At 71.1% G+C, this 25,455-nt stretch carries 25 protein-coding genes; 13 read left to right on the plus strand and 12 right to left on the minus strand.

The features are described from left to right. Positions 1-24: 24 nt before the first annotated feature. Both ABZ725_RS22060 and ABZ725_RS22065 read left to right on the plus strand, forming a co-directional pair. Positions 25-468 carry a DUF742 domain-containing protein gene (locus tag ABZ725_RS22060; protein ID WP_358804291.1) on the plus strand — a complete coding sequence of 148 codons (444 nt, stop codon included), beginning with the start codon at positions 25-27 and terminating at the stop codon, positions 466-468. Continuing rightward, complete coding sequence (locus ABZ725_RS22065) at positions 455-1,054, plus strand: ATP/GTP-binding protein (protein WP_351909395.1); 600 nt, start codon at positions 455-457, stop codon at positions 1,052-1,054. Before ABZ725_RS22060 ends, ABZ725_RS22065 begins: the two co-directional genes overlap by 14 nt. Positions 1,055-1,288: 234 nt before the next feature. Here the strand turns inward: ABZ725_RS22065 and ABZ725_RS22070 are convergent, their stop codons facing one another. From ABZ725_RS22070 to ABZ725_RS22090, 5 genes are all read right to left on the minus strand, one after another. Then, on the minus strand, positions 1,289-1,720 hold the full coding sequence (locus tag ABZ725_RS22070; protein ID WP_358804292.1) for a hypothetical protein: 432 nt from the start codon (positions 1,718-1,720) through the stop codon (positions 1,289-1,291). Between the two features lie 46 nt (positions 1,721-1,766). Then, positions 1,767-2,435 carry an ABC transporter permease gene (locus ABZ725_RS22075; protein ID WP_358804293.1) on the minus strand — a complete coding sequence of 223 codons (669 nt, stop codon included), beginning with the start codon at positions 2,433-2,435 and terminating at the stop codon, positions 1,767-1,769. After that, positions 2,432-3,178, minus strand: coding sequence for an ABC transporter permease subunit (locus tag ABZ725_RS22080; protein WP_358804294.1), 747 nt, complete (start codon positions 3,176-3,178; stop codon positions 2,432-2,434). Before ABZ725_RS22080 ends, ABZ725_RS22075 begins: the two co-directional genes overlap by 4 nt. Beyond that, a complete protein-coding gene (locus tag ABZ725_RS22085) occupies positions 3,175-4,329 on the minus strand; it encodes an ABC transporter ATP-binding protein (RefSeq protein ID WP_358804295.1) in 1,155 nt (384 codons plus the stop codon). The genes ABZ725_RS22080 and ABZ725_RS22085 overlap by 4 nt, the downstream gene beginning before the upstream one ends. Positions 4,330-4,414: 85 nt before the next feature. Then, on the minus strand, positions 4,415-4,813 hold the full coding sequence (locus tag ABZ725_RS22090; RefSeq protein WP_358804296.1) for a hypothetical protein: 399 nt from the start codon (positions 4,811-4,813) through the stop codon (positions 4,415-4,417). Positions 4,814-5,086: 273 nt separating this feature from the next. Here ABZ725_RS22090 and ABZ725_RS22095 point away from each other — a divergent pair, with 273 nt between their 5' ends. Continuing rightward, positions 5,087-5,944 carry a dolichyl-phosphate beta-glucosyltransferase gene (locus ABZ725_RS22095; RefSeq protein WP_358804297.1) on the plus strand — a complete coding sequence of 286 codons (858 nt, stop codon included), beginning with the start codon at positions 5,087-5,089 and terminating at the stop codon, positions 5,942-5,944. After that, positions 5,941-8,130 (plus strand): glycosyltransferase family 39 protein, encoded by a 2,190-nt coding sequence (locus tag ABZ725_RS22100; RefSeq protein ID WP_358804298.1) that lies wholly within the window; start codon positions 5,941-5,943, stop codon positions 8,128-8,130. The genes ABZ725_RS22095 and ABZ725_RS22100 overlap by 4 nt, the downstream gene beginning before the upstream one ends. Positions 8,131-8,386: 256 nt before the next feature. Here the strand turns inward: ABZ725_RS22100 and ABZ725_RS22105 are convergent, their stop codons facing one another. From ABZ725_RS22105 to ABZ725_RS22115, 3 genes are read right to left on the minus strand one after another with little or no spacing between them, the layout of a single operon-like run. Beyond that, positions 8,387-9,100 (minus strand): FAD:protein FMN transferase, encoded by a 714-nt coding sequence (locus tag ABZ725_RS22105; RefSeq protein ID WP_358804532.1) that lies wholly within the window; start codon positions 9,098-9,100, stop codon positions 8,387-8,389. Positions 9,101-9,122: 22 nt separating this feature from the next. Beyond that, positions 9,123-9,848, minus strand: a complete 726-nt coding sequence (locus tag ABZ725_RS22110; protein ID WP_358804299.1) for an FMN-binding protein — start codon at positions 9,846-9,848, stop codon at positions 9,123-9,125. Between the two features lie 10 nt (positions 9,849-9,858). After that, on the minus strand, positions 9,859-11,196 hold the full coding sequence (locus ABZ725_RS22115; RefSeq protein WP_358804300.1) for a ferredoxin reductase family protein: 1,338 nt from the start codon (positions 11,194-11,196) through the stop codon (positions 9,859-9,861). Between the two features lie 152 nt (positions 11,197-11,348). Between ABZ725_RS22115 and ABZ725_RS22120 the strand changes: the two genes are divergently transcribed. The 3 genes from ABZ725_RS22120 (at position 11,349) to ABZ725_RS22130 (ending at position 15,127) form a co-directional block, all read left to right on the plus strand. Next, on the plus strand, positions 11,349-12,041 hold the full coding sequence (locus ABZ725_RS22120; protein ID WP_351920962.1) for a response regulator transcription factor: 693 nt from the start codon (positions 11,349-11,351) through the stop codon (positions 12,039-12,041). Then, positions 12,038-13,543 carry a HAMP domain-containing sensor histidine kinase gene (locus ABZ725_RS22125; RefSeq protein WP_358804301.1) on the plus strand — a complete coding sequence of 502 codons (1,506 nt, stop codon included), beginning with the start codon at positions 12,038-12,040 and terminating at the stop codon, positions 13,541-13,543. Before ABZ725_RS22120 ends, ABZ725_RS22125 begins: the two co-directional genes overlap by 4 nt. Before the next feature lie 576 nt (positions 13,544-14,119). Beyond that, positions 14,120-15,127 (plus strand): lysylphosphatidylglycerol synthase transmembrane domain-containing protein, encoded by a 1,008-nt coding sequence (locus tag ABZ725_RS22130; protein WP_358804302.1) that lies wholly within the window; start codon positions 14,120-14,122, stop codon positions 15,125-15,127. 189 nt (positions 15,128-15,316) lie between these two features. On the opposite strand, the gene msrB is transcribed toward ABZ725_RS22130, so the two are convergent. From msrB to ABZ725_RS22150, 4 genes are all read right to left on the minus strand, one after another. Continuing rightward, positions 15,317-15,727, minus strand: coding sequence for a peptide-methionine (R)-S-oxide reductase MsrB (gene msrB / locus ABZ725_RS22135; protein ID WP_358804303.1), 411 nt, complete (start codon positions 15,725-15,727; stop codon positions 15,317-15,319). A 13-nt stretch (positions 15,728-15,740) separates the two neighbouring features. Then, positions 15,741-17,126, minus strand: a complete 1,386-nt coding sequence (gene murC, locus ABZ725_RS22140) for a UDP-N-acetylmuramate--L-alanine ligase (RefSeq protein WP_358804304.1) — start codon at positions 17,124-17,126, stop codon at positions 15,741-15,743. 121 nt (positions 17,127-17,247) lie between these two features. Then, on the minus strand, positions 17,248-17,721 hold the full coding sequence (locus ABZ725_RS22145) for an indole-3-glycerol phosphate synthase (RefSeq protein ID WP_358804305.1): 474 nt from the start codon (positions 17,719-17,721) through the stop codon (positions 17,248-17,250). Positions 17,722-17,960: 239 nt separating this feature from the next. Next, positions 17,961-18,821 (minus strand): pyrimidine reductase family protein, encoded by an 861-nt coding sequence (locus tag ABZ725_RS22150; protein WP_358804306.1) that lies wholly within the window; start codon positions 18,819-18,821, stop codon positions 17,961-17,963. Between the two features lie 37 nt (positions 18,822-18,858). Here ABZ725_RS22150 and zapE point away from each other — a divergent pair, with 37 nt between their 5' ends. The 6 genes from zapE (at position 18,859) to ABZ725_RS22180 (ending at position 25,436) form a co-directional block, all read left to right on the plus strand. Continuing rightward, positions 18,859-19,965 carry a cell division protein ZapE gene (gene zapE, locus ABZ725_RS22155; RefSeq protein ID WP_358804307.1) on the plus strand — a complete coding sequence of 369 codons (1,107 nt, stop codon included), beginning with the start codon at positions 18,859-18,861 and terminating at the stop codon, positions 19,963-19,965. A gap of 183 nt (positions 19,966-20,148) precedes the next feature. Then, positions 20,149-20,556: a hypothetical protein gene (locus tag ABZ725_RS22160; protein WP_358804308.1), complete on the plus strand. Its 408-nt coding sequence runs from the start codon at positions 20,149-20,151 to the stop codon at positions 20,554-20,556. A gap of 163 nt (positions 20,557-20,719) precedes the next feature. Then, the gene (locus ABZ725_RS22165) at positions 20,720-21,304 is read left to right on the plus strand and encodes a carbonic anhydrase (protein WP_358804309.1); all 585 of its coding nucleotides are present in this window, start codon (positions 20,720-20,722) and stop codon (positions 21,302-21,304) included. Between the two features lie 8 nt (positions 21,305-21,312). After that, positions 21,313-22,827, plus strand: a complete 1,515-nt coding sequence (locus ABZ725_RS22170) for a SulP family inorganic anion transporter (protein ID WP_358804310.1) — start codon at positions 21,313-21,315, stop codon at positions 22,825-22,827. Between the two features lie 197 nt (positions 22,828-23,024). After that, on the plus strand, positions 23,025-23,939 hold the full coding sequence (locus tag ABZ725_RS22175) for a slipin family protein (RefSeq protein WP_358804311.1): 915 nt from the start codon (positions 23,025-23,027) through the stop codon (positions 23,937-23,939). 90 nt (positions 23,940-24,029) lie between these two features. Next, positions 24,030-25,436 (plus strand): alkaline phosphatase PhoX, encoded by a 1,407-nt coding sequence (locus ABZ725_RS22180; protein WP_358804312.1) that lies wholly within the window; start codon positions 24,030-24,032, stop codon positions 25,434-25,436. The last annotated feature ends 19 nt before the right edge of the window (positions 25,437-25,455 follow it).

The raw sequence follows: 25,455 nt of genomic DNA on the forward strand, positions 1-25,455 counted from the left end.
CAACCGTAGAGAAAGCGATTTCCGATGGCGGACGGCCGTACCCCGCGCGGGGCAGGCGAGGACGGCGTCGCCCCCGTCGGCCCCGCGCCCGCGGTCCGGCCGTTCCTGGTCACCGCCGGGCGGGTGGCGGGCGGCGCCGGCGAGGCGTCGTCCGGCCGGACGATGCCCGTGGAGACCCAGTTGGTGGCCACCGCCGACGGGCTCGCCGCGCTCGGCCGGCTCTCCTTCGAACAGCACGACATCGTCGCCGCCTGCCGTGTGCCGCAGTCGATCGCGGAGATCGCGGCCAGGCTGCGGCTGCACCTGAACGTGGTGCGGGTCCTCGCCGAGGACCTGCGGGCGGCGGGACAGCTCTCGGTGCACGTGCCCGACTCCGGCGTCACCCACGACGCATCCGTTCTGCGCAGGGTTATCGATGGCCTGCGGGCCATCCCCGACTCCCGGGGGGTACTCCGTGACACCGACTGAACCGCTGGTCCGCACCTCGGCCGGGCAGGCCGCCGTACGGCCGCCGCTGCCGGTGAAACTGGTGATCGCGGGCGGCTTCGGCGTGGGCAAGACCACCGCCGTCGGCTCGATCTCCGAGATCGAGCCGCTGACCACCGAAGCGGCCATCACCGAGGTCGCGGCCGGGGTGGACGACCTCAGCCACACCCCGCGCAAGACCACCACCACGGTCGCGATGGACTTCGGCTGCATCACCATCGACCCCACCCTGAAGCTGTACCTGTTCGGCACTCCCGGACAGGAGCGGTTCGGTTTCATGTGGGACGACATCGTGGAGGGCGCGATCGGCGGACTCGTCATCGTCGACACCCGCCGTCTCGACGACTGCTACGCCGCCGTCGACTACTTCGAGCACAAGCAGATCCCGTTCGCCGTTGCCGTAAACGCTTTCGACGGTCATGTCGCGCACACGCTGGACGAGGTCCGCTGGGCCCTCGACGTGTCGGACGGCGTCCCGCTCCTGGTCTTCGACGCCCGTGAGCGCGGCTCGGTACGGGACGCCCTGCTCGTCGTACTGGAACAGGCGCTGGCCCGCTCGGAAGGCTGAGGAGAACGGGACTCGGGTGCGGGAGGAATGGCCTCCCCCGCATCCGAGTTGTCCCCGTCATCAGCCATGACAAAAACGGTTACGACGACATTCGGAACGGCGGCGACGGAGACGGCGACGACGGCCGTACGATCACCGACCCGCCCGCCCTGCCCGCCCTGCACGACCCCACGCCCTTCGGCTACAGCCATGCCATGTCGGCGCCCGGCGAACTCGTCCTCCTCGCCGTCCGGCCTACTCCTCGGAGCCAGGCCCTGTCACCGTCGCCCTGTTGAGCGACCAGGCCAGCACGGCCGCGCTGACGGGCACCGCGACAAGACTGCCGACGAGGATGCCGATGTCGGCGTCGTCCAGCGCCGGAAAGGCCCAGTTCACCGCCGCGGCCCCGATCAGGGTCGCCGTGACCAGCGTCAGCAGGGCGGCTACGACCGCACGCCGACGCGGCGGCCCCGCGCGGTACGACTCCGCCGCAGGCCAGACGGCGAACATGCCGGTCATGAAGAGGACGAGACCGGGGTCGGGCAGCCACCCGAACGGCCATGTCACCAGGGTGACGATCCCGGCGAAGGCGAGGCCGACGAGTTCCATCAGGACGGTGGACACCGCCAGGTCCCACGGACGCTGCCGGACCGGGCCGTTCCCGCTGTGCTCTTCCTCATCGGCCACGTCGGCAGAGTAGCCGACAACAGGGCGAACGCAGCCTGGACAGGCCCTAGTTGCTCCTCCGCACTCCCGGCGACACCGTCAGCTTCGTCGCCCCCCAGAACAGCGCGAGCGTGGCGAGGGCCAGGCCGGCGACCAGGGTGGCGCCGCCCACGACCTTCTCGTAGTCGTGCTGGTAGAGGCCGTCGACGATGTAGCGACCGAGGCCGCCGAGACTGACGTACGCGGCGATGGTGGCCGTGGAGACGATCTGGATGGCCGCCGAGCGCAGACCGCCGAGGATGATCGGGAGCGCGACCGGCAGTTCGACCCGCAGCAGGATGTCGGACTCGCGCATGCCCATGCCTCGAGCGGCGTCCACCGGGGAGGGATCGACGGAGCGCATCGCCTCGTAGGTGGTGACCAGGATCGGCGGGACGGCGAGGACGACCAGCGGGATCATCACGGGCAGCATGCCGAACCCGAGCACGATGGTCGTCACGACGAGCAGACCGAAGGTGGGCAGCGCCCGGCCGGCGGTGGCGACCAGGGAGAGGACGTTTCCGCCACGCCCGTAGTGACCGGTCACCAGACCGATCGGCAGCCCGATCACCGCCGCGAGGGCGAGCGCTTCCAGGGAGTACTGCACGTGTTCCCACAGGCGGGTGGGGATTCCGTCGTAGCCCTGCCAGTGCGCGCTGTCATTGAAGAAAGCGTTTACGAAATTGAGTACGTTCACCGGGCTGCGTCCTCCAGGGCGGGCACGGCCGGATCGGGACGTCGGCCCTCGGCGGGCTTGGACTTTCCGCCGCCTGCTCCATCCTTTCCGCCCTTGCCGCCCGTTCCGCTCGGCATCCAGGGGGTCAGCAGGATACGGAGGCCGACCAGCGCGGCGTCCGCCAGGACCGCCAGAGCGGCGCTGGTGATCACGGAGTTCCAGGCGAGTTCCGGCCGGTTGTAGATCTGCGCGTCGTGCAGCAGGTTGCCGAGCGCGCCCTGGTTGCCGATCAGCATGCCGACGCTGACGAGGCTGATGCTGGACACGGTGGCCACCCGCAGACCGGCGATGATGGCGGGCACCGCGATCGGCAACTGGACCTGGAGGTAACGGCGTACGGGGCCGAAGCCCATGGCGGTCGCGGCGGCCAGCGTCTCCTGCGGCACCGAGCGGACGCCGTCGACGATCGCCGGGACCAGCACGACCAGGGTGTAGATCGTGAGCGGGATCATCACCGTCAGTTCGGTCTGCCCCGTGTAGTCGATGAGGACGACGAAGAAGGCCAGGGACGGGATGGCGTAGAGCACGGTCGTCACCCACAGCACGGGCGGGTACAGCCAGCGCAGCCGCACGCACAGCTGGGCCAGCGGGAGCGCGAGCAGCAGCCCGCCCAGCACCGGCAGCAGGGCCTCGCGCAGATGCAGCCCGATCAGCCCGAACCAGTCGTGCTGGAGGTCGCTGGGGATGTCGAAGAAGCGGTTCACCGGACGACCTTCTGGGCGGTCTTCCCGCTCTCCTGCTGCTCCGCACGGCCTGCCGCGTGGGCGCCCCGGATGGCCTCGCCGATGGCCGCCTGCGAGACGACTCCGGCGGCTCGTCCCTCGGCGTCCACGGCCACCGCCCAGCCGGTGGGCGACAGCACGGCACAGTCGAGCGCGGCCCGCAGCGAGTCCTGCCCGGCGACGAACGGCCGCCCGTACGGCAGCAGTCGGTCGACGTCGACCCGTCCGGCCGTCAGCTCACCGGGCTCGCTCCAGCCGAGCGGACGGCCATCCAGGCCGGTAACAAGGAGGTAAGGGGTTTCTACCGCACCGCGAGCGGCGATCTGTTCGGCGGTGGCGTCGATCGCGACGATCGGAACGGTGAGCAGTTCCAGGCCGGCCGAGGAGAAGAACGACAGACGCCGGATGCCCCGGTCGGCGCCGAGGAAGTCCTCGACGAACGCGTCGGCGGGGTCGGACAACAGCTCGGCGGGCGGCGCGAACTGCGCGAGCCGGCCGCCGGTGCGCAGTACGGCGACCATCGTGCCGAGCTTGACCGCCTCGTCGATGTCGTGCGTGACGAAGACGATCGTCTTGCCCAACTCCGACTGGATGCGCAGGAGCTCCTCCTGCAGGCCCTTGCGGACGACGGGGTCGACGGCGGAGAACGGCTCGTCCATCAGCAGCACCGGCGGATCGGCGGCGAGCGCCCGGGCCACGCCGACGCGCTGCTGCTGACCGCCGGAGAGCTGATAGGGGTAACGCTTGGCGAACGAGGCGTCGAGCCCCACGCGTTCCATCAGCTCCCGGGCCCTCGCGCGGGCCTTGTCCTTGCTCCAGCCCAGCAGCCGGGGCACGGTGGCGATGTTGTCGACGATCGTGCGGTGCTGGAAGAGTCCGGCGTTCTGGATGACGTAACCCATCGACCGGCGCAGAGTGTTGACCGGTTGCTGACGGCTGTCGACGCCGTCGATGAGGATCGAGCCTTCGCTGGGCTCCACCATCCGGTTGATCATCCGCAGGGTGGTCGTCTTGCCGCAGCCCGAGGGGCCGACGAGGACGGTGATCGCACGGTCCGGTATGTCGAGAGAGAGCCGGTCGACCGCCACCGTGCCGTCCGGGTATCGCTTGGTGACTGAATCTATCCGTATCAAAACGCCGAATACCCTTCGGGTCTGGCAAGTTCTGCCCACTCTCGACCGCGCGAGTTCGGGCCGTTGCGGGGAGAGTCTAAACCGGTTACCAGATCAACAGTCCGCCGCCGACCCGTTGGGCGTACCGGGCGCTCGCCTCGATGCCGTTCAGTCGACCGGCGAGATGCAGGGCGTGCTGCTCGGCAGTCCGGTCGGGCGGGCAGGTCTCCGCGGCCAGCCGCTCCATATGGGTGCGTACCAGGGCGAGTTCGGCGAGGAAGGCGGGGATCTCCGCCGGGCCGACGACATCACCGTTGTGCACGCTCACCAGGGCCGGCAGGAACCGTGCGCCGATCCGGTGCATGGCCGGCGATCCCCAGACCGTGGTGCGCCATGACTCCGGCCCGGCCAGGTCCATGCCGTCGGGCCGGCGGTCCCGCTCCCCGGTCAGGATGTCGAGGTCGCCGTCGTCCCGCACCAGGAAGACCTCGCTCGTCAGACTCATGCCCGCAGTGGACCACGCACCCCCACGCCCGGGCGAAGCGGTTTCCTTCTGTTTCCCCTCGACCTCTCCCTCTCGACCTCTCCCTCTCGACCTCTCCCTCTCGACCTCTCCCTCTCGACCTCTCCCTCTCGACCTCTCCCTCTCGGTCCTCCCTCTCGGCCCCTCCCGGTCCCCGCGATCCGTTCTGTGCGCAACCTGTGAGTCCGCTGATTCTCACTCTTCCCTCAGGAGCGGCTCAGGGATCCCCCAGACACGGCCCCGATCGTCATGGCCATGAACGAAACGAACGCGGGAGGCGTCCGGCAGCGGTCGGTCGAGATCGTGGTGCCGGTGTACAACGAGGCACACGTCCTCGCCGACAGCATCGGCCGTCTCCACGCATACCTCGAAGAGTCCTTCCCGTTCCCGTTCCGCATCACGATCGCGGACAACGCCAGCACGGACCGCACCTGGTACGTGGCGACCGATCTGACCCTCCGTCTCCCGCATGTGCACGCCGTGCGGCTGGAGCAGAAGGGCCGGGGCCGCGCCCTGAAACACGTGTGGATCCGCTCCGGCGCCGACGTCGTGGCGTACATGGACGTGGACCTGTCGACGGGCCTGGAGGCCTTCCTCCCCCTGGTCGCCCCGCTGCTGTCCGGCCACAGCGACCTCGCCATCGGCAGTCGGCTGCACCGTCAGGCGGCCGTGGTCCGGGGTGCCAAGCGGGAGTTCGTGTCCCGCTCCTACAACCTGCTGCTGAAGGCCGGCCTCGGCGCCTGCTTCTCCGACGCGCAGTGCGGCTTCAAGGCCGTCCGCGCCGATGTCTTCCGCGCGCTCGCCCCGCACATCGAGGACACCGCCTGGTTCTTCGACACCGAACTGCTGGTCCTGGCCCAGCGCAACAGACTCCGCGTCCACGAGGTGCCGGTCGACTGGACCGACGACCCCGACAGCCGGGTCGACATCGTCCGCACGGCCGTGGACGACCTCAAGGGCATGGGCCGGATGCTCCGCTCCACCCTCACCGGCCGCACCCGGATCCCCGCCGTGCCCCGCCGCGTCCGCACCCCCCAGGTGCCGGCCGCACGCACCGCCTCCTCCGCCGTCCTGCCCACCGGGGCGACCACCCACCTGGAGTACGCGTCATGACGACCCTCGCCCCGCCGCCCGTCCCCGTCCAGGAGGACGGCCCCCGCCACCGGGCGGCGCCGCCGGCCGACGGCGGACCCGCCTCCCGCGCCAAGCGCCTGTTCACCGGCGCCCCCGACGACCCCCGCTGGGCCCGCCCGGCCCTCTGGGCGATCCTCGTCCTGGCCACGGCCCTCTACGCCTGGAACCTCTCCTCGATCACCGGTAACACCTTCTACGACGCTGCCGTCTACAGCGGCACCAAGAGCTGGAAGGCGTTCTTCTTCGGCGCCCTGGACGCCGGCAGCTTCATCACGGTCGACAAACCGCCGTTCGCCCTGTGGATGATGGGCCTGTCCGCCCGCGTCTTCGGATACGGCACCTGGCAGTTGATGCTGCCGATGGTCGCCGTGGGAACCGGTTCCGTCGCGCTTCTCTACCGGCTGGTCAAGCGGGACTTCGGCGCCGTGGCGGGGACGATCTCCGCGCTGGCGTTGACGCTCACCCCCATCACGGTCGCCATCACCCGGGACACCAACCCGGACCCGATCCTCGTCTTCCTGATGCTGCTGGGCGCGGCCGCGCTGCTGAAGGCCGTGCGCACCGGCCGGCTGATGCCGCTGGTGTGGTCGGGCGTCGCCATCGGTTTCGCGTTCAACACGAAGATGATGCAGGCGTATGTGGTGCTGCCTGCCTTCTTCCTGGTGTATCTGTGGGCCGCGCACGGCTCGCTGGGCAGGCGCATCCGCAATCTGGCGGTCGGCACGGTCGCGCTGGTCGTCTCCAGCGCCTGGTGGATGGTGGTCGTCGACCTGATCCCGGCCTCGTCCCGGCCGTACATCGGCGGCTCGACCGACAACACGGTCTGGGACCTGGTCATCGGCTACAACGGTTTCGGCCGTATCTTCGGGGCGAGTTCGTCGGTGGGCTCGCAGGGCAACGGCGCGAGCTTCGGCGGCGACGCGGGCCTGTACCGGATGTTCAACGAGATCATGGGCGGCCAGATCTCCTGGCTGATCCCCTTCGCGGCGATCGCGCTCGTGGCCGGTCTCGTCCTGCGCGGCCGGGCACCCCGCACGGACGCCCGGCGCGCCGCGCTGCTGCTGTGGGGCGGCTGGTTCGTCCTCCACTATCTGACCTTCGCGCTCGCCGAGGGCACCTTCCACCCGTACTACGTCACCGCCATGGCCCCCGGTATCGCGGCTCTGGCCGGCGCGGGCGGCGTGCTGCTCTACAACGCTTTCCGCGACGGTTCCGCGGCGAAGTGGGGCTGGGTGCTGCCGGCCGCGATCGCGGCGAGCTCGGTCTGGGGGATCGTCCTGCTCCAGCGGGTCTCCGGCTCCGGGACGCTGTACACGGTGGCCGAGGTCGTGACCGGTGTCGCGGGCGCCGCCTCGGTGATCGGGCTGCTGGTCGGCCGGTTCACGAAGCGGCAGCGGCTGATGGGCGTCGCGGCGCTGGCGGCGGTCGTGGCGCTGCTCGCCGGTCCGGCCGCCTACTCGGCCTCGGCGGCCGGCTCCAGCACCAACGGCACCAACCCGACGGCCGGCCCGAGCACCGGCGGCGGTATGGGCGGCGGCATGGGCGGTGGCGGCGGTCAGCGGCCCAGCGGCACGGCCGGCGGGCCGGGCACCAACTCCGGTGAGGCGCAGAGCGGTTCGGGCGACGGCCAGGAGATGGGCCGGCCGCCGTCGAACAGCGGCGACTCCACGAGCGGCGACAGCTCGACGACCAGCGGCAGCTCGGCGGAGTCCGGTACGGCGGAGTCCGGTACGACGGAGTCGGGCACGACCGAGTCCGGTACCGCGGAGTCCGGTACGACCGAGTCCGGTACGACCGACAGCCGCACCGGCGGCATGGGCGGCGGCGGAACCCAGGTGTCGTCCGCGATGATCACGTATCTGAAGAAGAACCAGGACGGCGCCACCTGGCTGGTGGCGGTGGCCACCGACCAGACGGCCTCCTCGATCATCCTGGAGTCCGGCGAGCCGGTCATCTCGATGGGCGGCTGGTCCGGCAGCGACAACGCGATGACGCTGGCCAAGCTCAAGAGCCTCGTGAAGGCGGGCAAGCTGCACTACATCGTCGTCAGCGACAGCGGCCAGGGCTCCTCGAACTCCGAGATCTCGACCTGGGTCAAGGCGAACGGAACGGCCGTGTCCGACTACAGCGGTCTCTACCGCCTGGACGCGTCCGACGTCAGCTGAGAAACCCGGTACGGGACAGTCCGTACACACTCGAAGGGCGGGCCGCCGGCTTCACCGGCGGCCCGCCCTCGAGGCGTTTTCCACGTCCGTGAGAAGTCCGACCATCGCGGAAACAGGCAGGAAACCCTGACCGCCGTTCAGCCACACCTTCGTCGGCGGGCGGACGGTCGGTGTCCTCGTCCCGATGTCCAGGCGAGGAGCGTCGCGCCCCAGCCGAGGAGCCAGAGGGCTGTTCCCAGGACACCCGCCTCGACGCTCACGCGGCCGCTGCCGCCGCCGTCGGGAAACCCCCGGTGCGCAGCACGCGCCCGCCGGGCAGTACGGCGTACACCTCGCAGCCGTCCTGCGCCGCCGCCCACTCGACGCCCTCCGCGCCCATGGCGAAGGCGGCCGTGGCGACGGTGTCGGCCTCGGTCAGGGTCGGGGCCACGACGGTGAGGCTGTCGAGGCCGGTGGCCGGGCGGCCGGTGCGGCCGTCGAGGATGTGGTCGCCGCGCTCGTAGCGCGCGGAGGTCGCGACCGCCCCGTCGGTGAGATCGAGGACTGTGCACAGCTTGTCGGCGATCTCGGGGTGCCGTACGCCGACCCGCCAGGGGCCGCCGGAGACGACCACGTCGCCGCCGGCGTTGAGGCAGAACCGGCCGATCCCGGCAAGGGTCAGCAGCTCCGCCGCCCGCTGCACGGACCAGCCCTTGACCACCGCGCAGGGGTCGAGGCCGCGTCCGGGCAGCCGGACGTCGAAGGCGCCGCCGGTCGCCGCCCGGTAGCGCTCGCAGATGTCGAGGACCTCCACGAGGTCGGCGCTCAGCTCGTCGGCCGACAGCTCGCCCCGGCCGTACCGGGACACCTCGCTGTCGGCCTTGAACGGGCTGAACCGTGCGTCGACCTCGCGCAGCCAGGCGAACACGGCGTCCCCGGTCTCGTCGCGGACGACGGTGTCGTCGACCCGCAGCGAGACCGGGAACCCCATGACGTGTTCGACGCGGTGCACGTCAGGCGCCGTTCGCGTCGATGGCTGCCTGGAGGGACTCCTTGTAGCCGTCGCTCGTGATGGTCGCGCCAGAAACGGTGTCGATGTCCGCGCTCTGCGCCGTAAGCGTTTCCGCAATCAGTTTCGGCACGGCGGCCGTCGTCTGCGGGTGGTTCGGCTGCTTCAGCATTTCCACAGCCGTGATCTTGTCGCCCTCGAAGGTGACCTGGACCTGGACGTCGCCCTTCTCGGTGTTCACGGTCGAGCCCGCCACGGTCTGCGAGGCCGCGGCGGACGCGGATGCCGAGCCCGAAGCAGTAGCGGAAGCCGAAGGGGATGCCGAGGCGGCTGCCGCCTGTGCGTCGATGGCGGCCTGGAGGGACTCCTTGTAGCCGTCGCTGGTCAGCGTCGCGCCGGAAACGGTGTCGATGTCCGCGCTCTGCGCTGTAAGCGTTTCCGCAATCAGTTTCGGCACGGCGGCCGTCGTCTGCGGGTGGTTCGGCTGCTTCAGCATCTTCACAGCCGTGATCTTGTCGCCGTCGTAGGTCACCTGGACCTGGACGTCGCCCTTCTCCGTGGTCACGGTCGTACCGGTGAAGGTGGTCGATCCCGAGGACGAGGTGGAGGAGGACACGGAGGGCGTCGAGGCGGCCTCGCTGGTGGACGTCGTCCCGGTCGACGGCTCGTAGCGCCAGATCGGGATCAGGCCCGCCACGGAGAGGACCAGGACAGGTATTGCTCGCTTCACGTTGTCTCTCTCATCCCGCCAGGCTGAAGCGCTCGAAGTGGATCTGCGGCTTGGGCACGTCGAGCTCGCGCAGGGTGCCCAGGACCGCGTTCATCATCGGGGGCGGACCGCACAGGAAGACGTCCCGCTCCGCGATGTCCGGCACGAGCGCGGCGAGTTCTCGCGGCGCCAGCCGGTCGGGCACCGGCGGCCCGGTGACCAGGTGCAGTTCGGCGCCCTTGGCGAGCGCGAGTTCGCGCAGCTCGTCGTAGAGGACGGCGTCCCGCTCGCCCGCCACCCGGTAGATGACGATCGCGTGCCCGTGGATCTCCTCCAGGAGCGCCCGGATCGGGGTGACGCCGACGCCGCCGGCGATGAGCAGGGCCTCCGGGCGGGTGCGGTGCATCGCGGTGAAGGCGCCGTAGGGGCCCTCGGCGAAGACGCGGGTGCCGGGCTTGATGTGGCGCAGGCCCGCGGAGCCGTCGCCGGCCGCCTTCGCGGTCAGCCGCAGCCGGGTGCCGTCGGGCGCGGCCGACAGGGAGAAGGGGTTCGCCTGCCACCAGCGGTCCTTGGTCAGGAACCGCCACAGGAAGAACTGGCCGGCCCGGGCGGGCAGCCGGTCCAGGTCACGACCGGTGATGTAAACGGATACGACGTTGTCCGCCTCGGGCACGACCGCCTCGACGCGCAGTTGATGGCGCCAGTTCCGCCAGAGCGGCAGGACGAACCGGCCCAGGAGCACCGAGCCGAGGGCGACGCCCCACACCCCGTACCAGTAAGCGGTTGCGGCAGAAGAAGCGGTGAAGGTCGTGCCGACCGCGACCTGGTGGGTGAAGGCCAGCACCACCGCGACGTAGGTGTACAGGTGGATGAAGTGCCAGGTCTCATAGGCGAGGCGACGGCGGGCCCAGCGGGCGGAGACGCCGCCGATGACCAGGATCAGCACCATCGCGACGGCGGCGCGCAGCACGCCCTCGACGGTCTCGGCGAGGTCGACGAGCTGGCTCACCGGATTCATCGACGAGGACTCGGCGTAGCCGAAGGTGATGAACACCACATGGCCGACCAGCGTCCACAGCAGACCGAAGCCGGTCCAGCGGTGCCAGTTGGTCAGCCGGTCCATGCCGATACGGCGGTCCAGCCAGGGCAGCCGGGCCACCAGCAGCAGCTGGAACGCCATCAGCAGGGCGGCGTACAGGCCGGCGAACCGGCCGATCACGACGAGCGCGTTGGAAGCGAAGCCCGCCTGGACTGCGAAGAGGGTCACGACGGCCGCGTTCGCGGCCAGCACGGCGTACAGGCCGGTGCGGGCCACTACTTTGGGACGTATCGCCGTGGGGGGTACGGGAGGCGATTGGACGGTCGTCACGGACGGAAACTCCTAGATCGGGTCCTCAGAACACAGAGCTTGTCCGTGCTTTGCTGTCGTTTTCCTGTCGTACAACTTTCAAGATCTTATCGATCCGCGCGCACACGAGACGCGGGTCTGGCGCTCCGGGGCGGGTGGCGCACTATGGGCGGGTGGAAAAAGTACGACTCCTCGTCGTGGACGACGACCCGCCGATCGCCGATCTCGTGGCGACGGTCGCCCGCTACGAGGGCTGGGACGCGGTCACCGCGAACTCGGGTGAGGAGGCGCTGCGCCGCGCCGCGGACTTCCATCCCGACATCGTGGTGCTCGACCTGATGCTGCCCGACATCGACGGCTTCGGCGTGCTCGACCGGCTGCGGCACACCGGGACGATGGTGCCCGTGGTGTTCCTCACGGCGCGCGACGGGGTCGCCGACCGCGTGGCGGGGCTGACCCGCGGCGGGGACGACTATCTGGTGAAACCGTTTGCGGTGGAGGAGTTGATGGCCCGGCTGCGGACCGTGCTGCGACGCAGTTCGGGGCCCGGTTTCCAGCGCTCCGTGCTGCGGGTGGCGGATCTGACCATGGACGAGGACACCCGGGAGGTCCGGCGCGACGGAAAACTCCTCACGCTCACGCCCACCGAGTACGAGGTGCTGCGCTATCTGATGCGCAAGTCCCCGACCGTGCTGACCAAGGCACAGATCCTCGATCACGTGTGGGAATACGGTTTCGGCGGCCGTTCCAACGTCGTCGAGCTGGTCGTCAGCCGGTTGCGGCGCAAGCTCGACGCGACGGGCGACGACCCGCTGATCCAGACCGTACGCGGTTTCGGATACGTCCTCCGGCAGGCGGCCGAGTGATCCGCCGTTTCTGGCAGGCGTACCGCAGACTGCGGCTCGGCACCCGGCTCGCCCTCGGTCTCGGCGCGCTGTCGCTGGTCGTGTTCGCCGTGGTCGGCGCCACACTGACCATGTACATGCGTGACTATCTGGACCATCAGCTGCGTGACCAGATCAAGCTGGTGCAGGTCGTGCAGTCCAAGGACGCCAAGGCGCACGGCGTCGTGGAGCGCAAGCCGTACTACGGCTGGTACACGGCCGTGTACGACGTCTCGGCGGGCTCGGCCGTGCTGCGCAAGCCGGCCGACGTGCCCGCGGACACCACGGCGCTGACCGCCCTCGCCAAGCGCATGGAGAACTCCACCAGCGAGGTCACCCGGACCGTGCGGATCGACGGCGAGGGCGACTACCTGCTGCGCGCCTGCGAGGTCTCGCCCGGTGTGGTGCTGGTCAGCGCCGCGCCGACGGGGGACATCGAGGGCACCGTGCGCCAGCTGATCACTACGCAGGTGGTGGCCTTCGGCCTCGCCCTGCTGGCACTCGTGGTGTTCGGCCGACGGATGCTGAAACGCGGTCTGAAACCGCTCAGCGACATGGCGCACACCGCGCACGGCATCGCCTCGCACGATCTGACCGAGTCGGCGTCCCGGCTGCACCTGCGCGCGGACGCCCCCGGCGGCGGCCCCGAGGTGGAGGAGCTGCGCACGGCCTTCAACACGATGCTGGAGCACATCGACGACTCCCTCGCCGTGCGCGCCCAGGCCGAGCAACGTCTGCGCCGTTTCGTCGCCGACGCCTCGCACGAGCTGCGCACGCCGCTGATGTCGGTACGCGGTTACGCGGACCTTTTCCAGTACGCGGCCGCCAACGCGCCCGAGGAGCGGGACAAGCACCTGGCCCGGCTGCGCGCCGAGGCCGCGCGAATGGGCGTCCTCCTCGACGACCTGCTGCTACTGGCCCGTCTCGACGCGGCCGAGGTGGAAACACCGCTGCGGATGGAGAACGCCGACCTGGTGGAGCTGGTCGAGCAGGCCGCCGACGCGTTTCGCGCGAGCCATCCCGGCCATCCGCTGACGGTGTCCCCGGGCCCGGCCCCGGCGGCCGTACCCCTGCGGATGGACCCGCACCGCATCCGCCAGGTCCTCGACAACCTCCTCACCAACGCGGCCGTGCACACCCCGGCCGGCACCCCGGTCCGCGTCGAGGTCGTCGTCTCGTCGGGCACGGCGCGGGTGCATGTCTGCGACCGCGGTCCCGGCATCCCGTCCGAGGACCGCGACCGCGTCTTCGACCGCTTCTACCGCGTCGACAAGGCCCGCAGCCGCGACCGCGGCGGCAGCGGCCTCGGCCTGTCGGTCGCCCGCTCCCTGGTGCGGGCGCACGGCGGCTCGCTCGAGCTGGACGCCACGGCGGCGGCCACGGTCTTCACGGTGACGCTGCCGCTGGCCCCGTCCGCGGGCCGGCGTACGGGCGCAGGCGGCGAACGGACGGCGTCCGGCGAGGCGTCGGCGTCGACACGCTGAAGACGGCGCGCTGAAGGCGGCGACGCGCGCCCGGGCCGCCCGCCCACCCTCGCCGGACGTCGACGACCTGACGACGAGCCTCACCGCCCACCGCCCACCGCCCGCGATCCTGCAGCCCACCACGTGCGGCCCACCGCCCGCAGCCCGCAGCCCGCCGCCGCGGCGGCGACGGCCCCTGCACCCCACGCCGACGGCCGCTGTCCGTCGCGGCCGCGGCCGCGACAGCCACTGCTCGCCGCGTCCGCACCGGCCGCATCGGCCGCCGTTCCCGCGGCGACCCGCCGCAGCGCGCCGAGCCGAAAGGACCTGGCCGAAAGGACCGACGCTACTGCGGGCCGGGTGAACCTCGGGGGCCGTCCGGGATGAACTTCGAGGGGTACGGGCAGAAATCCCACAGCCCCACCGCACCTCCCCCCGCCCCACCGCATCGCGGTCGCCCTTCGGCCCGCACTCCGTCGGCTTCCGGACACCGCACCGTCACACCGGAGGGGAACCACTCCCCCGTCCCCTCCCCAGCTCGCCCCCGATCCGTCAAGCCGCCGCGCGCGGTCACGACGCGGAAGGACGACGTGCGCCGTGTCCCTGCTGCCCCTCGACGAACCCGCGGCCCCGCCCCCACCCCCACGCGCGGACGACCGCAGACGCCCCCTGATCTCCTCGGCCGGCCGCCGCGCTCTCTGCCTGCTCCCCGTCCTGCTGCTCGCGGTGTGGGCGGTCATCGACTGGCACGCGGTCCGTGACGGCGTCGCCCGGCTGGCCACCGCCGACCCGTGGTGGCTGCTGGTCGGCCTCCTGTTCACCTACCTGGGCGCGGTCGCCGCGGCCTGTGTCCGCCAGGGCGCGGTCCTGGACCGGCTGCCGCCGGGCCCGCTGGTGGCCTCCCAGATCGCCGCGGGCGCCGCGAACCATGTGCTGCCCGCGAGCATCGGCGCCCATGCGGTCACCGTCCGGTTTCTGCAGTGCCAGGGCATCCCGCTGCCCCGTGCGACGGCCTCGATCGCCCTGTACTCCCTGGTCAGGGCCGTGGCGAAGACACCCGTGGTGCTGATCTTCCTGCTCGCCGCCCCCACCGCCGTACCGCCCTCGGCACTCCTTCCGCAGGGGCGGACGCTGCTGCTGGCCGCCGCGGGCCTGCTGCTGGCCCCCACGGCGCTCGCGGCGCTGCTCACCGTCGCGCGGCCGCTGCGCCGCCCCGCCCTGGACTTCGTCCGTACGGCCCTGACCGACGTCCGACAGCTGCACACCCGTCCCTCCCGCTTCCTCCCCCTGTGGGGCGGAGCGGTCGCGGCGCCGCTGATCCAGGCGAGCGTGGTGGCCTCCGTGGGGACGGCGTTGGGCCTGCCCCTGTCCTGGGCGCAGCTGCTCTTCGCGTTCCTGGCGGCGAGCACCGCGGCCGGCGCCGTGCCCGCGCCGGGCGGCATCGGCCCGGTCGACGCGGCTCTGGTGCTCACCCTGGCGGGCTACGGCACCCCGCTGCCCCTGGCCACGGCGACGGTCATCGGCTACCGGGTGCTGACGGTCTGGGTGCCGCTCGTGCCGGGGATGCTGGTGCTGTCGGCGATGGTGCAGCGCAAGCAGCTGTGAGCCCGTCGGCAGCACTCACCCTGGCCGCCCGTCACACCCGGCCGTCCCGGCAGCCCTCACACCAGGCCGCCCGTCACACCCGGCCGTCCCGGCAGCCCTCACACCAGGCCGCCCGTCACACCCGACCGTCCCAGCAGCCCTCACACCAGGCCGCCCCGTCACACCCGACCGTCCCGGCAGCCGTCGCCCTCAGCCCTCGCCGTCCGCCGCCAGTCGCAGCGAGATGCTGTTGATGCAGTACCGCTGGTCGGTCGGGGTCGGGTATCCCTCCCCGGCGAACACATGCCCGAGGTGGGAACCGCATCGGGCGCATCGCACCTCGGTGCGCACCATCCCGTGCGTGCGGTCCTCGATCAGCTCGACGGCGTCGCTGTCCTTCGGGTCGAAGAACGACGGCCAGCCGCAGTGGGAGTCGAACTTGGTGTCGGAGGTGAACAGTTCGGCGCCACAGGCCCGGCAGGAGTAGACGCCCTTGGCCTTGGTGTCGGTGTACTCACCGGTGAACGCGGGCTCGGTCGCGGCCTCGCGCAGGACGGCGTACTCGGCCGGGGTCAGCTCCGCCCGCCACTTCTCGTCCGGCTTTTCGACGTCGTACGGCATGAGCCTCAGCCCCTCACTGGGAAAGACGGTCCAGAATGCGCGGGCCCAGGTCCGTCACGTCGCCCGCGCCCATGGTGAGAACGAGATCACCGGCCTTCGCCATTCCCGCGATCACGGACGGCACCTCGTCCTTGTCGTGGACGGCCGTCACGTCCGCGCCCGCCGCCCGGGCCGCGGCGATGATCAGCTCGCTGGTCACGCCCGGGATCGGGTCCTCGCGCGCGGGGTAGATGTCGAGGACGACGGAGGCGTCGGCCAGGGACAGGGACACGCCCATCTCCTTGCCGAGTTCCTGCGTCCGGGAGAACAGGTGCGGCTGGAAGACGACGAGGATGCGGGCGTCGCCGACCGCCGCGCGCATCGCCTCCAGGTCGGCCGTCATCTCGGTCGGGTGATGGGCGTAGGAGTCGATGACCTGGACCCCCGCCGCTTCGCCCTTGAGCTGCAGCCGGCGCTTGACGCCCGTGTACGCGGCCAGGGCGGGGGCGAGTTCGGCGGCCGGGACGCCCAGGGCGACGCCGGCCGCGAGCGCGGCGACGGCGTTGTGCGCGTAGTGGCGGCCGGGCACGGAGACCGTGAAGGTGAGCTCGCGTCCGTCCAGCAGGACGGTCACCTCGCTCTTCAGCCCCTGGGGGACGACGGACAGCACGCGCACGTGTGCGTCCTCGGCCTCCCCGTACGTCACCACCCGCACGCCCTCGACGCGCCGCGTCAGTTCCCGCGCGCCCTCGTGGTCGGCGCTGATCACCAGCGTGCCGCCGGGCACGATCTTGCCGGCGAAGGTCTCGAACGATGCGTAGATCTCGTCCATCGAGGCGTAGTTCGCGTGGTGGTCGAGCTCCACGTTGAGGACGATGGCGACCTCGGGGGCGTACTTGTGGAAGCTGCGGTCCGATTCGTCCGCCTCGGCGACGAAGATCTCGCCCTCGCCGTGCAACGCGTTGGAACCGGGCGCGTCCAGGTCGCCGCCGATCGCGTACGAGGGGTTCAGACCGAGCTCGGACAGCGACACGGCCAGCATGGACGTGGTGGTCGTCTTGCCGTGGGTGCCGGCGACGGCGATCGGACGCAGGCCGTCCATCAGCCGGGCGAGCGCGTCCGAGCGGTGGACGACGGGGATGCCCAGCTCGGCCGCGCGGGCCAGCTCCGGGTTGTCCGCGCGGATCGCCGACGAGACGACGACACAGCTCGCGTCGTCGGCCAGGTGCTCGGCGGCGTGTCCGATGTGCACGGTCGCGCCGAGGGCCCGCAGCGCCGCCGCGGTCTCCGACTCCTTGGCGTCGCTGCCGGCCACCTTCGCGCCGCGCTGAGCCAGAATCTTCGCGATCCCCGACATCCCGGCCCCACCGATGCCGATGAAGTGCGGTCGGTCCATGGCGGTAGGAAGGCCGGGTGCCATGCGTGTGTCTCCAGGGTGCGCTACGACGGTGGACGCGCCCCAGCCTATGGGGTCGGGCCCGCCGCGCCTCCCCAGGGGCGTGGGGAACGCCGCGGTCGGCCGCACGCGACCGCGGGGCCCGCTACGCCTTGCTGTGCGAGAACAGCTTCAGCACCGGCACCCCCACCTTGTGCCGGGCCCGCGAGGCCCAGTCCCGGTGGAAGAACTCCTCCACGTAGTGGGGATCTGTCAGCACGATCACCTCGTCCGCCCCGACCTCCGCCACCAGGGACTTCAACGCGTCCAGCGGATGGTCCTCGACGAGCCGCCCCACCGCGTCGTGGCCCGCCGTCTGCAACGCCTGGAGGGACACCGCCAGGGCCCGCTCGCCGAACCCCTTGGCCTCGTCCCCCTCGGGCGTCTCCCGCTCGCGCGTCGCCTCGTCCAGCTCGCCCAGAGCCACGTCGTCGATGGCCCGCAGCAGGCGGTCCGCCTGGTCGCCCCGCGGCTGGAGCAGCACGCGGAAGGAGACCGGCTCCTCCCCGTGCAAGGTGCTGACGAACTCCACGTCGGCGGACGTCAGGGCCTTCTCGATCATCAAAACGCTTGTGAACACCAGCGCCCCATTCTCCTTCGAGGACCCCCGTGGCCCTCTCTCCTCCGTGGGCCGTTCCGCGGCCCTGCGGAAACCATCCTTCCCCGTGCTCGCACGGGGACTGCGAGATTTAGTGTGCCCGTCGGAAGCTAAACGGAACGATCGATTCCGTCGATTCCACTGATTCCGCTGATTCCGCCGATTTCAGGACCAGCGATATCGAGCAAACCCATTTCGACATCGTCGAACGTATTTCGGCATCACGGTCGCCGGTACCTGCCGAACAGAAAACCCTCCTCCTCCAGCAGGGACGCCAGGGCGAACCGCTGCGGAACCGCGACCGACGGCCCGCCCGCGATGCGCTGTGCGTCGCCGGCGACGAGCATCGGGGAGAGGGTCAGACACAGCTCGTCGAGTACCCCGGCGGCGACGAACTGCCCCAGCAGCCGGGGCCCGCCCTCGGTCAGCAGCCGGGTGTGCCCGAGCTCGGCGAGGGCCATGACGGCGCGGGCCGGATCCACGCCCGTGCCGTCTCCGGCGACCACCACCCGCACGCCCGCCTTCTCCGCGGCCGCGACCCGGTCGGGAGGGGCCGCGGCGCCGGTGAGGAGCAGGGTGGGGACCAGGGGCGAGGTGAAGAGCGGCAGCGAGAAGTCCAGGTCGAGGCCGGCGGTGACCACCGCGACCGCGGGCGCGGGCCCCTGCCCGGCCGCCTCGCGCCGCTCGGCGAACTCCGCACGCGCGCGTGCGGGACGGTAACCCTCCAGACGTACCGTTTCCGCGCCGACGACCACCACGTCCGCGAGCCCTCGCAGCGTGCCGAAGATCCGCATGTCGGCAGCGGTGGAGATGGGCTGCGAGCGCCCGTCGTGCTGGGCGGCGCCGTCGAGCGTGGACACCATGTTGGCGCGCAGCCAGGGCCGTGGCTCCCCGGGCGGGGCTTGCGGGTAGGCGTAGGCGTCGGCGAGCTCGTCGAGGCTCCACTCACGGCTCGGGGCCGTGCCGTCTCGCGTGCCGCCTCCCTCGCCGCCCCCTTCGTCGGGGGCCCCGAGCGGCCTCCCGCCGGAGTCGGTCGTCACGGTCTGGACTGTCTGGTCGGTCACAGGGAACAGCCGTCGCATGCCAGGCAGTCTGGCATGCCCCGTAGCATGGGGAACCGTGTCGTCCTCCTCCCCCGCCCCCGGCCTCAGCCCGATAGCCGACGCGGCCCCGGTGTCCCTCTGCGCCCGTCAGCCGCACGTCCCCGCGGACCGGCTCGTCGCCGAGATGGTGCCGCCGCCGCGCTTCGACTCGGTCCGTTTCAGCACCTACCTCCCGGACCCGAACCAACCGAGCCAGACCGCGGCGGTCGGCGTCCTGGACGACTTCGCGGCCGGACTGGGCGGGGCGCACGCCACGGGTACCGCCAAACGGGGGTTTTTCGGCTTCGGCAGGGCGAAGGCACCCAAGACGCCCGCCGGGCCGCGCGGCGTCTACCTCGACGGCGGCTACGGCGTCGGCAAGACCCACCTGCTGGCGTCCCTGTGGCACGCCACCCCGGCCGAGCCCGCCCTCAAGGCGTTCGGCACCTTCGTCGAGCTGACCAACCTGGTCGGCGCCCTCGGCTTCCAGCAGACGGTGCGGACGCTCTCCGGACACCGTCTGCTGTGCATCGACGAGTTCGAGCTGGACGATCCCGGCGACACCGTTCTCGTCTCGACGCTGCTCGGCAAGCTGGTCGACGCCGGCGTCGCGCTCGCCGCCACCTCCAACACCCTGCCCGGCAAGCTCGGCGAGGGCCGGTTCGCGTCCGCCGACTTCCTGCGTGAGATCCAGGGCCTGTCGGCGCACTTCCGCGCGCTGCGCATCGACGGCGAGGACTACCGCCACCGCGGCCTGCCCGAGGCGCCGGCGCCGTACTCGGACGAACAGGTGGCGAAGGCGGCGTACGCCACCGAGGGCGCCTCGCTCGACGACTTCCCGCACCTGCTGGAGCACCTCGCCAAGGTCCACCCGAGCCGTTACGGCGCGCTGACGGACGGCCTGAAGGCGGTCTGTCTCACGGACGTGGCGCCGGTGCCCGACCAGTCCACGGCGCTCAGGCTGGTGGTCCTGGCCGACCGGCTCTACGACCGCGAGGTCCCGGTCCTGGCCTCCGGGCTCCCCTTCGACCAGTTGTTCAGCGAGGAGATGCTGAACGGCGGGTACCGCAAGAAGTACTTCCGGGCGATCTCCCGGCTCACCGCGCTGGCCCGCGACGCCAAGCGGCTCGTCGAGCCTCGCTGACGGATCGTCACAGCTCGGGTCAAGGGTCGGATCGCGCCAGATCACCCCCTCTTTTGAGGCGCACTTCTTTTCGAAACGCTCAGTTAACCCTGCAAACAACTTTGCAGGGTTACCGTGCTTCTTGACCAGTCATTGACCAACCGTTGGTCTGGACTAGAGGAGAGAGTGCCGGGAGGGGGGCGCATGTTGCGAGGTAGGACGGTCAAGACCGCCTTCGCGCTCCTCGCCGCCGTTCTGTTGGCCCTTCCGTTCTTCGCATCCATCTCCTCATTCGCATCCGCGCATACCGTGCGTCAGGTCGAGGCCAAGGCTCAGCCCGGATTCAAGCCGTCGGGCAAGCCCGTGCGCGACGAGTTCGTCACGATCCGCGGCTGCGACCGGTCCGGCGGTCCCGCCGATCCACTGCGCTCCCGCGACCGCCACCGCGCCGCCCTCTGCGCCGCCCCCGCTCCCCAGGAGCCCGAGCGCGCGCTGCTGGCGCTGGACCCGGCGGCGGCGCACCAGCCGACCCGGCCGACCGAACCGTACGACCACGGGTCGAGACCCTCGACAACGCACTCTCCGGCGGCACTTCAGGTCTTCCGCTGCTGAGAGAGCAGCGAGCAGAACAGCGGTTCCCCCACCTGTCCTGTGTCCTGCACAGCCGTTCCCGCACACCTGTTCCGGTGCGCGCCTGCGCTGTGCATCTGTCCTGTGTCCTGTGTCCTGCACATCCGACGCGCCCCCACTGCGCGCCAGGAGGAGTCACCACGTCATGCAGCCCCTCATCGACAACGCCCGTACGTTCGGACAGCGCCCTGAGGAGTTCGCCAAGCTCGCCGAAGGCCAGTCCCCCCAGGTCCTCTTCATCACCTGCTCCGACTCGCGGGTCGTGCCCGCCCTGATCACGGGCGCCCGCCCCGGCGAGCTCTTCGAGCTGCGCACCGCGGGCAACATCGTTCCCCCCTACGGCTCCGCCCTCCCCACCGGCGAGGCGGCCACCATCGAATACGCCGTGGAGGTCCTCGGCGTCCAGGACGTCGTGGTCTGCGGCCACTCGCACTGCGGCGCCGTCGGCGCGCTGGTGCGCGGCGACGACCTCGACGGCGTCCCCGCCGTACGCGACTGGCTCGCCCACGCCGCGGACGAACCGGGGGCCGCCGCCGACCCCGACGACCCGACGGTCATGCGGGCGGTGCAGAACCATGTGCTCGCCCAGCTGCTGCGGCTGCGCTCCTACCCCTGCGTGGAGAAGCGGCTGGCCGAAGGCCTGCTGCGGGTGCGCGGCTGGTACTACGAGGTGCACACCGGCGCCGTACGCGAACACCGCGTGGACACCGACGGCTTCGAAGCCCTGTGAGCGCCCCGATGAACCAGAACGCCGGCCGACGGACATCCCGCCGAATATCCCCGCGCATATCCAGGTTCCCCCATCTCAGGCAGGACTTCGCCGCCTCGCTCGTCGTCTTCCTGGTCGCGCTCCCGCTGTGCGTGGGCGTGGCCGTGGCCTCCGGCGTGCCGGCCGAGCTCGGGCTCGTCACCGGCATCGTCGGCGGCCTCGTCACCGGGCTGATGCGGGGCAGCAGCCTGCAGGTGTCCGGTCCGGCGGCCGGACTGACCGTGCTGGTCTTCGAGGCGGTGCAGGAGTTCGGCCTGCCCGCCCTCGGAGTGATCGTCCTCGCCACGGGCGCCCTGCAACTCGCCATGGGCGCCCTGAAGCTGGGCCGCTACTTCCGGGCCATCTCGGTCTCGGTCGTCGAGGGCATGCTGGCCGGAATCGGCCTGGTGCTGATCGCCGGTCAGCTGTACTCGGTCGTCGGCGCCAGGGCGCCGGAATCCGGTCTCGAGAAGATCGCCGGGCTGCCCGGGGCGCTCGTGGACGCGGCCGACAGCGCCGCCGCGTCGGCCTCGCTCGCGCTCGGCGTCGGCACCGTCGCGGTGCTGGTGTTGTGGAAGCGGTTGCCGAAACAGGTCCGCACGGTGCCCGGCCCGCTCGCCGCGGTGGGCCTGGCGACGCTCGCCGCCCTGCTGCTGAACCTGCCCGTGGCCACCGTCGAGGTGCAGGGCCTGCTGGGCGCCGTCCAGCCCCCGCCGCTCGGCTCCTTCGGTGAACTGGCGAACGTCGGCCTGCTCGGCACGATCGTCGCGTTCACCCTGATCGCGTCCGCCGAGTCGCTGTTCAGCGCGGCAGCGGTGGACCGGCTGCACGACGGCCCGCGCACCGAGTACGACAAGGAGCTGATGGCGCAGGGCGCGGGCAACGCGCTCTGCGGGATGCTCGGCGCGCTGCCGATGACCGCGGTGATCGTGCGCAGCGCGGCCAACGTGCAGGCGGGCGCGCGCACGAAGGCGTCCCGCGTGCTGCACGGCGTGTGGCTGCTGCTGTTCGCGGCTCTGCTGCCGGACGTGCTGGCCTACATCCCCATCCCGGCGCTGGCCGGCATCCTCGTCCACGCGGGCGCCAAACTCGTGCCCGTGCGGGCGATCGTCGGGCTCTGGCGCGAGCACCGCGGCGAGGCGCTGATCCTGGTCGCCACGGCCGTGTCGATCGTCGCGGTCAGCATGTTCGAGGGCGTGCTCATCGGTCTGGCGCTGGCCGTCGCCAAGACGGCCTGGGAGGCCTCGCACATCAGGACGGAGGTCGTCGACAAGGGCGCCGGGCCGGTCCAGGCGTATCTGTCGGGCAACGCGACGTTCCTGCGGCTGCCGAAGATCCTCGACAGCCTGGAGGCCCTCCCGCAGGACCGCCCGGTCGAGCTGGACCTCTCGGGCCTGCACCACCTCGACCACGCCTGCCGCTCGGCCCTGGAGACCTGGGCGGAACGGCACAGCGCGGTCGGCACGGAGCCGGTGAAGGTCACGGAACCGGTGACGAGCGGCTAGCCGCGCAGCCTGTCGTCCGGCCCGGGACCCGGGGCGTGGCCCCGGGCCGGACGACGGGCATATCGTTACAGAGACAGATAGAAACAGGCAGAGGAAGACAGAGACAGGCAGAAACAGGCATAAGCAGTCGGGTGCCGGCAGCAGAAGGCACGAGCCGGCAGCACGGCCCCTACGGACCTCTTGCTGAGGAGGTCGCCATGCTCGAGGAACTGCTGGGCGCGGCCGCGGCGGTCGCCGCCGGAGGCCTCGTGTATCTCGGGGCGGCCGCCCGGGTCGTCAAGCAGTACGAGCGCGGGGTGGTCCTCCGGCTCGGCCGGCTGCGCGGCGACGTCCGCCCGCCGGGTTTCACGCTGGTCATCCCGGCCGTGGACCGACTGCACAAGGTCAATCTGCAGATCGTGACGATGCCCATTCCCGCCCAGGAGGGCATCACCCGCGACAACGTGACCGTGCGGGTCGACGCGGTCGTGTACTTCCGGGTGGTGGATGCGGCGGCCGCGATCATCAACGTCGAGGACTACCGTTTCGCCGTCTCGCAGATGGCGCAGACCTCGCTGCGTTCGATCATCGGCAAGAGCGAGCTGGACGACCTGCTGTCGAACCGGGAAAAGCTCAATGAGGGCCTGGAGCTGATGATCGACAGTCCGGCCATCGGCTGGGGTGTGCAGATCGACCGGGTCGAGATCAAGGACGTGTCCCTGCCGGACACCATGAAGCGCTCGATGGCCCGCCAGGCCGAGGCCGACCGTGAGCGCCGGGCGCGGATCATCAACGCGGACGCCGAGCTGCAGGCGTCGAAGAAGCTCGCGGAGGCGGCGAAGGAGATGTCCGAGCAGCCTGCCGCGCTCCAGTTGCGGTTGCTCCAGACGGTGGTGGCGGTGGCCGCCGAGAAGAACTCCACGCTCGTCCTGCCGTTCCCGGTGGAACTGCTGCGCTTCCTGGAAAAGGCCCAGCAACCGCTCCCACAACACCCTCAGCAGCAGCCGCCCGCGCCACAACCTCCGCCGCCTGCACAGCCACCGCCCCAGACGCCGCCTCAGACGCCTGCTCAGGCCCCACCGCCGCCTCCTCCGCCGCCGCCTCCGCCTCCGCCGAAGGCCGTCGACGAGTGACACGTGCCCCATGTGTGGTGCCTGGGGCGCGCTCCGGGTGATAGACACGGCGGGATCACAGTTCCTGTCCGCCAGCAGGAAGGTTTTCTCATGTCTGCGACACGACGTCAGATCCTCGCCGGCACCGGTGTCATGGGAGTGGGAGTCGGAGCAGGGGTGGGCATCGCGTTCACCGGTGCTCTCTCCGACCTCTTCACCGGCACCGCGACCGCCACCGACACCGCCACCGCGCAGAACCTCGGCCACGACGGCTACGGCCCCCTCCTACCCGACCCGGACGGCCTGCTCGACCTCCCCGAGGGTTTCCGCTACCGGGTCCTCTCCCGCGAGGGCGATCCGCTGCGCTCCGGCGAGGGCCCGGTGCCCTCCAACCACGACGGCATGACGGCCCTCCCCGGCCGCGGCGGTCGGGTCCACCTGGTCCGCAACCACGAGAACCGCCCCACCGCGGCGCACCCCGTCCCCACGATCAAGGGCCTGACCTACGACCCTGCGGGCAAAGGCGGTTGTACGGCCCTGACGCTGGACTCCCGCAACAAGGTGCTCTCGGAGCGGGTCGCCATCGCCGGTACGGCCGTCAACTGCGCGGGCGGGCCCACTCCGTGGCACACCTGGCTGACCTGCGAGGAGACCGAGGACAAAGCAGGCACAAACGGTTACAGCAAGGACCACGGCTTCATCTTCGAGGTCGATCCGTCCGACCCGCGTCGTACCGGGGCCGTCCCGCTGACCGCGATGGGACGTTTCCAGCACGAGGCGATCGCCGTCGATCCGAACAGCGGAACCGTTTACGAAACGGAGGATGCGTTCCTCAAGCCGTTCGGCCTTTTCTACCGTTTTCTGCCGGAGAAGCCGCTGGGCGGGGTGGGCTCGCTGCGCGCGGGCGGCCGCCTTCAGGCGATGCGCGTCCCCGGCGTGCCGGACCTGTCGTCCATCCAGGACACGGGGGCCGTCTTCGAGGGCGTCGAGTGGGTGGACGTACCGGATCCACTCGCCGCCGAAACCCCGGTCCGTCTGCAGGACTTCGGCCCGAAGGGCATCACGCACGCCCAGAAGCTGGAGGGCTGTTACTGGGGCGGGACGTGCGTGTACTTCGTGTCGTCCTTCGCGCGCGGCACGGACGGCTCGGCGGCCGACCACTTCGGCCAGGTCTGGCGCTACGACCCGCAGCGCCGCCGCCTCAGCCTCGTCATCGCCTTCGGCCCGGACACCGACATCCAGCTCCCCGGCGAGTCCCCGGACAACATCTGCCTGGCGGCCGGCGGCGGCGGGCTGATGGTCTGCGAGGACGGCCACGGCGCCCAGCACGTCTTCGGCGTGACCCGGGCCGGCGAGGTGTACGCGATGGCGCGCGGCCGACAGAACATCGGGACACCCGAGGCTCCCGAGTGGGGCGAGTTCGCCGGCGTCACCTTCTCCCCCGACGGCAAGACGATGTACGTCAACTGCTACAACCCCGGGACGACATTCGCGATCACGGGACCGTGGCGGCGCTAGTCCCGGACAGCGGATCGGA

The sequence above is a fragment of the Streptomyces sp. NPDC006872 genome (genome assembly GCF_040635845.1).
In the GTDB taxonomy this organism is placed as follows: Bacteria; Actinomycetota; Actinomycetes; order Streptomycetales; family Streptomycetaceae; genus Streptomyces.

Excerpts from the sequence above, each read along its gene's own strand:
- ABZ725_RS22060 (WP_358804291.1), top strand. The coding sequence starts at position 25 with ATGGCGGACGGCCGTACCCCGCGCGGGGCAGGCGAGGACGGCGTCGCC.
- ABZ725_RS22090 (WP_358804296.1), bottom strand. The coding sequence starts at position 4,813 with ATGAGTCTGACGAGCGAGGTCTTCCTGGTGCGGGACGACGGCGACCTC.
- ABZ725_RS22095 (WP_358804297.1), top strand. The coding sequence starts at position 5,087 with ATGAACGAAACGAACGCGGGAGGCGTCCGGCAGCGGTCGGTCGAGATC.
- ABZ725_RS22100 (WP_358804298.1), top strand. The coding sequence starts at position 5,941 with ATGACGACCCTCGCCCCGCCGCCCGTCCCCGTCCAGGAGGACGGCCCC.
- ABZ725_RS22105 (WP_358804532.1), bottom strand. The coding sequence starts at position 9,100 with ATGGGGTTCCCGGTCTCGCTGCGGGTCGACGACACCGTCGTCCGCGAC.
- msrB (WP_358804303.1), bottom strand. The coding sequence starts at position 15,727 with ATGCCGTACGACGTCGAAAAGCCGGACGAGAAGTGGCGGGCGGAGCTG.
- murC (WP_358804304.1), bottom strand. The coding sequence starts at position 17,126 with ATGGCACCCGGCCTTCCTACCGCCATGGACCGACCGCACTTCATCGGC.
- ABZ725_RS22150 (WP_358804306.1), bottom strand. The coding sequence starts at position 18,821 with ATGCGACGGCTGTTCCCTGTGACCGACCAGACAGTCCAGACCGTGACG.
- ABZ725_RS22160 (WP_358804308.1), top strand. The coding sequence starts at position 20,149 with ATGTTGCGAGGTAGGACGGTCAAGACCGCCTTCGCGCTCCTCGCCGCC.
- ABZ725_RS22165 (WP_358804309.1), top strand. The coding sequence starts at position 20,720 with ATGCAGCCCCTCATCGACAACGCCCGTACGTTCGGACAGCGCCCTGAG.
- ABZ725_RS22170 (WP_358804310.1), top strand. The coding sequence starts at position 21,313 with ATGAACCAGAACGCCGGCCGACGGACATCCCGCCGAATATCCCCGCGC.
- ABZ725_RS22175 (WP_358804311.1), top strand. The coding sequence starts at position 23,025 with ATGCTCGAGGAACTGCTGGGCGCGGCCGCGGCGGTCGCCGCCGGAGGC.
- ABZ725_RS22180 (WP_358804312.1), top strand. The coding sequence starts at position 24,030 with ATGTCTGCGACACGACGTCAGATCCTCGCCGGCACCGGTGTCATGGGA.